Annotated in this window: 4 protein-coding genes; 2 read left to right on the forward strand and 2 right to left on the reverse strand. The window is 65.0% G+C overall.

From position 1 onward, the window contains the following. Positions 1 to 765: 765 nt before the first annotated feature. A complete protein-coding gene (locus D7Y11_RS41950) occupies positions 766 to 1,380 on the reverse strand; it encodes a tyrosine-type recombinase/integrase (RefSeq protein ID WP_126936459.1) in 615 nt (204 codons plus the stop codon). An 80-nt stretch (positions 1,381 to 1,460) separates the two neighbouring features. On the opposite strand from D7Y11_RS41950, the gene D7Y11_RS44795 reads away from it, so the two are divergent. Together D7Y11_RS44795 and D7Y11_RS43620 are read left to right on the forward strand one after the other, a co-directional pair. Continuing rightward, on the forward strand, positions 1,461 to 2,471 hold the full coding sequence (locus tag D7Y11_RS44795) for a terminase family protein (RefSeq protein ID WP_158642062.1): 1,011 nt from the start codon (positions 1,461 to 1,463) through the stop codon (positions 2,469 to 2,471). Continuing rightward, positions 2,419 to 2,895 carry a terminase gene (locus tag D7Y11_RS43620; protein ID WP_233607578.1) on the forward strand — a complete coding sequence of 159 codons (477 nt, stop codon included), beginning with the start codon at positions 2,419 to 2,421 and terminating at the stop codon, positions 2,893 to 2,895. The genes D7Y11_RS44795 and D7Y11_RS43620 overlap by 53 nt, the downstream gene beginning before the upstream one ends. Before the next feature lie 87 nt (positions 2,896 to 2,982). Here the strand turns inward: D7Y11_RS43620 and D7Y11_RS41965 are convergent, their stop codons facing one another. Then, positions 2,983 to 3,885: a serine protease gene (locus D7Y11_RS41965; protein WP_126936461.1), complete on the reverse strand. Its 903-nt coding sequence runs from the start codon at positions 3,883 to 3,885 to the stop codon at positions 2,983 to 2,985. Positions 3,886 to 3,936: the final 51 nt, after the last annotated feature.

Raw genomic sequence — 3,936 nt, forward strand, 5'->3', positions numbered from 1 at the left:
CCCACTCCCCGCTGGCCGCCACGTGGCCCACCTGGCGCGCGTCCCCGGTTCAGCCCTGCGCGCCAACGCCTCCGCCGCGCCCCGTTCGTGCGCGCGTGTCCCCGCGCGCTTCGGGCCGCAGGACTTTGCCCCCTCCGTGAGCCCCACGCCGCCCAACGTCGCCCTCGAAGCACCAGCTCCGTGCCCCGCGCGCACCTGGGCGCGCGTGCCGTTACCAGGGCCGAGCCGAATGGCCGAAAATGGGTAAAGGCGGCCATTCGGCGTCACGGCCCCCACGCTGTTTCGCGCGCTTACGAGGCCTCCTGACGGGCCGAAGCGCCGAGGCCGATTGCCGCTTTCCGCAGGTTGGCGCCACCTGCCGCCCGTCACGCGGCCCAGCTCCTCCCCAGTCACCTTCACCGCCTGCCCCGGCCGGGCGCAACCATGCCTACCGATGACGCCAGCACGCCCACCCCGCCTACCCCTGACGCCAGGGTGGGGGGTGGTGCGATCTTTCGTGCGGGGTGCGCCGCCGGGGCATGTACCTGGGGCCCTTTTCGAGAGGGTCAGCTCCGAAAAAGTGAACACCCCTCCCCTGTTCATTTGCGCCCGGTAAGTGAACGCCTCGCGCTGTTCACTTTCGCCGGCTGCGGCTGCTGCGGCTGCGGCTGCGCCAGGGGTGGCCTGCGCGAGCGTTGCGCCCGGCCGCCCCTCACCGCCTCCGCGCGGCACCCTGGCCCAACCAGGGGCTCTCGCGGGCGCTCAGCGCGGAGGCGGCATTCCCCATCAGCAGGGCAGGTCCTGCGTCACGCGCACCAGCTCGTCGTCCGAGGGGTGCGTGTAGATGACCGTGGAGTCGATGCTGCGCTGGCGCGCGAAGCGCTGGGTGAGGCGGATGTCCTTCGTCCGCCGGTACACCCCGGTGCACGCGGTGTGACGGGTGCAGTGGAAGTTCAGGTGCCGCTCCAGGCCCGCGCGCTCCTGCCACACCGCGAAGCCGTGGCGCACCTGCCGCGTGGACAGGCGCAGGCCCTTGCGGCTCAGGAAGAGCGGCGCCTGGGGCCCCACGTCGTGTCCCTGCGCGCGCTTCAGCCGCAGCAGCTTCTCCAGCTTCGCGCGCACCGCGTCCGCGAGAACGATTTCCTGGGGACTCGGGTGTCGGCGGCTGCCCTTGAAGACAGTCAGCATCACGTGCCGGCGCGCGCGCCCGCGCTCGTTGAAGATGTCGCCGATGTTGAGGGCGACCAACTCGTGCTCACGCAGGCCCGAGGCCAGCGCGAGGCTGTAGAGGCAGTGGTCCCTGAAGCCCTCCTTGTGCGCCCCCGTGACGCGCAGCAGGAGCGTCACCTCCTTCTCCGTGAGCGTGCGAGGTGGGCGGGCAACAGCGGCATAGGCAGACATGGCGGCTCCGTCGTGAAGAGGACGCAGCCATACACGCTCTGGTGCCGAGAGAAGGCAACGGAACATGCAGGGAGGACAGCGTGACGCTCGGCATCGTCAAGCGCACCGAGGATGACCTCACACAGTGGCTGGCCACCGAGTCCGGATTCATTTCCGGGCTGTGCCAGTACGACAACGAACCGGTGGTGCTGGAGCCGTACCAGCAGTCCTTTCTCGGCAACCGCTCCCGGTTCAGGTGGGTGGCGAAGAGCCGCCAGGTGGGCTTCTCCTTCCTCTTCGCCCTCGAGGCCCTGGCGCGGTGCCACCTGCGCGACGGCCACACGGCGGTCTTCGTTTCGTACAACCTCTCGGACGCTGTCGAGAAGGTGCTCATCGCCCGGCAGGTGTACGAGGAGCTGCCGCTCGCCTACCAGAAGAAGCTCGTGACGGATGCCAAGACGGAGCTGGCCTTCGAGTCGAACTCCCGAGGCCGGCGCCTCTCGCGCATCATCTCCGTTCCCGCCAAGCCTCCGCGCGGAAAGCGCGGCGATGTCTACCTCGACGAGCTGGCGCACCTGGTCAACGACCGCGAAGTCTATACAGGCAGCACCGCCCTCATCCTGCGCTCGCATGGGCAACTCACAGGGGGCAGCACCCCTCTCGGCCGGCGAGGCATCTTCTGGGAGATAGACACCCAGGAGCTGCGCAAGTACCCGCACCACACCCGCCAACTGGTGCCCTGGTGGCTATGCCGCTTCTTCTCCCTCGACGTGAGGCGCGCCGCAGTGGAGGCACCCCACATGTCCACCGAGGAGCGCGTCGCTCGCTTCGGACGCCCCGTCCTCACCGAGCAGTTCGACTCCCTGCCGCTGGAGGACTTCCAGCAGGAGTTCGAATGCCTTTTACGTCGACGAGTCCTACAGCTTCCTCCCCTACGAGCTCATCCTCCCGTGCACCACCGACGAGCTGCCGATGGCCCAGGACGCCTCCGACGTGCCCGTGCCCCAGGGCCGCCTGGTGGCGGGCTTCGACGTGGGCCGCACGCGAGACCGCTCCGAGTTGGCCGTCTTCGAAGAGGTGGAGGGCCGTTTCACCTGCAGGTTGCTGCGTAGCTTCGAAGGCGTTCCCTTCGCGGAGCAGGAAGCCCACCTGCGGCGCCTTCTTTCCGTCCTGCCGGTGGCGCGCCTCAGCGTCGACCGTAGCGGTATCGGAATGAATCTCGCGGAGAACCTGGCGCGCGACTTTCCCCAGGTGGTGGAGGAGAACTTCACCAACGAAGCCAAGGAGCGCTGGGCCACCGACTTCAAGATTCTGCTCCAGCGCCGCGATGTCACGCTGCCGCGCCAGCGTGAGCTTGTCGGGCAGATCCACTCCATCAAGCGGCGCGTGCTGCCCTCGGGAAAAGTGTCCTTCGACGCCGAGCGCACCAGCCGCGGGCACGCGGACAAGTTCTGGGCAGTCGCGCTGGCGTGCCAGCGCGAGCGGGGGCCCGAGCGACGAGGGATCGGGGAGATTGGGGTGCGGGTGATTGGCTGATTTCCAAGGGTTCGCGCCTTTGGACAGCGCTGCCTTCGCCCCCAAGGAGAAATGGACCGCGCCTGCGGTGAGCGTCCGTCCGCAATTTCAATCTACGAGCCGGTATCGCGTATCCTGCAACAGAAAGAAAAATTCCTCTCTCGCTGCCCTGATTTTCTCAGCCTCATCATCTCCGTCATAATAAAACACGGACTCAACATTAATCGGGAGCCTCAAATCACCACGCTCTCTCGACAGTGAGAGGCACACAATTCTCCCCATGCGCCCCATGGGATGTTCTGGGTCATTCTGTGAGCAAAAATACTCAACACGAGCATTAACAAAAAAGCTCTCCCCCGGAGCATCCATGCTTTCCGCCATCATCGAAAACCGCCCCTCGTTACACATGACATAGTCCGAAGGCGACCCGGCTTTGGGCACAAATGGAGTCGTCAACGACCCAAACCTATGCCGCGGCAACACATAGAGACGCCCATCCACCGATTGCGTCAAGCGCTCACTAACGTTGATCCCAACCAACTGTCTCTTCACACTGAATGCAGGGCCACCACTCATCCCTCGAAAAGTCTTCGGCAGCAGAGGAGCGCCCTTATCGATATCGCAGACAATCAGCCCATACTGATCGAGCGGATCCAGAACCCCAGTGTAGTATTGAAAGAATACAACCCTGGGTATGATACGAGTCTTCAAATCAGGAACACCCTTTAGCTCTCCCGGCACACCACACGCTATAATCGCCATCCCCTTTTCGACAGCAGGCTTATTTTCAGCAGCCCATTCTGCCCAGCACAGATACGACCCTACGTCGACGTCGGACGGAACAACCAAAAGAGCCAAATCAAGGCGACTGTCCACCTTTATCGCCGACGGCACGAACGACTGCCCCCTCCCGGCATGCGACATGGTCACCTCACCGGAGAGAACAGCCGGAAAGACGACGTGCCTCGCAGTAAGGAGGGCAATCCGGCCGTCTGCCAACTGAACGAACACACCAGCCCCTGTCCCTTATACACATCTCCGAGCCCACGAGACGCTCATGAA

The sequence above is a fragment of the Corallococcus sp. AB018 genome (assembly GCF_003986945.1).
Classification (GTDB): domain Bacteria; phylum Myxococcota; class Myxococcia; order Myxococcales; family Myxococcaceae; genus Corallococcus; species Corallococcus exiguus.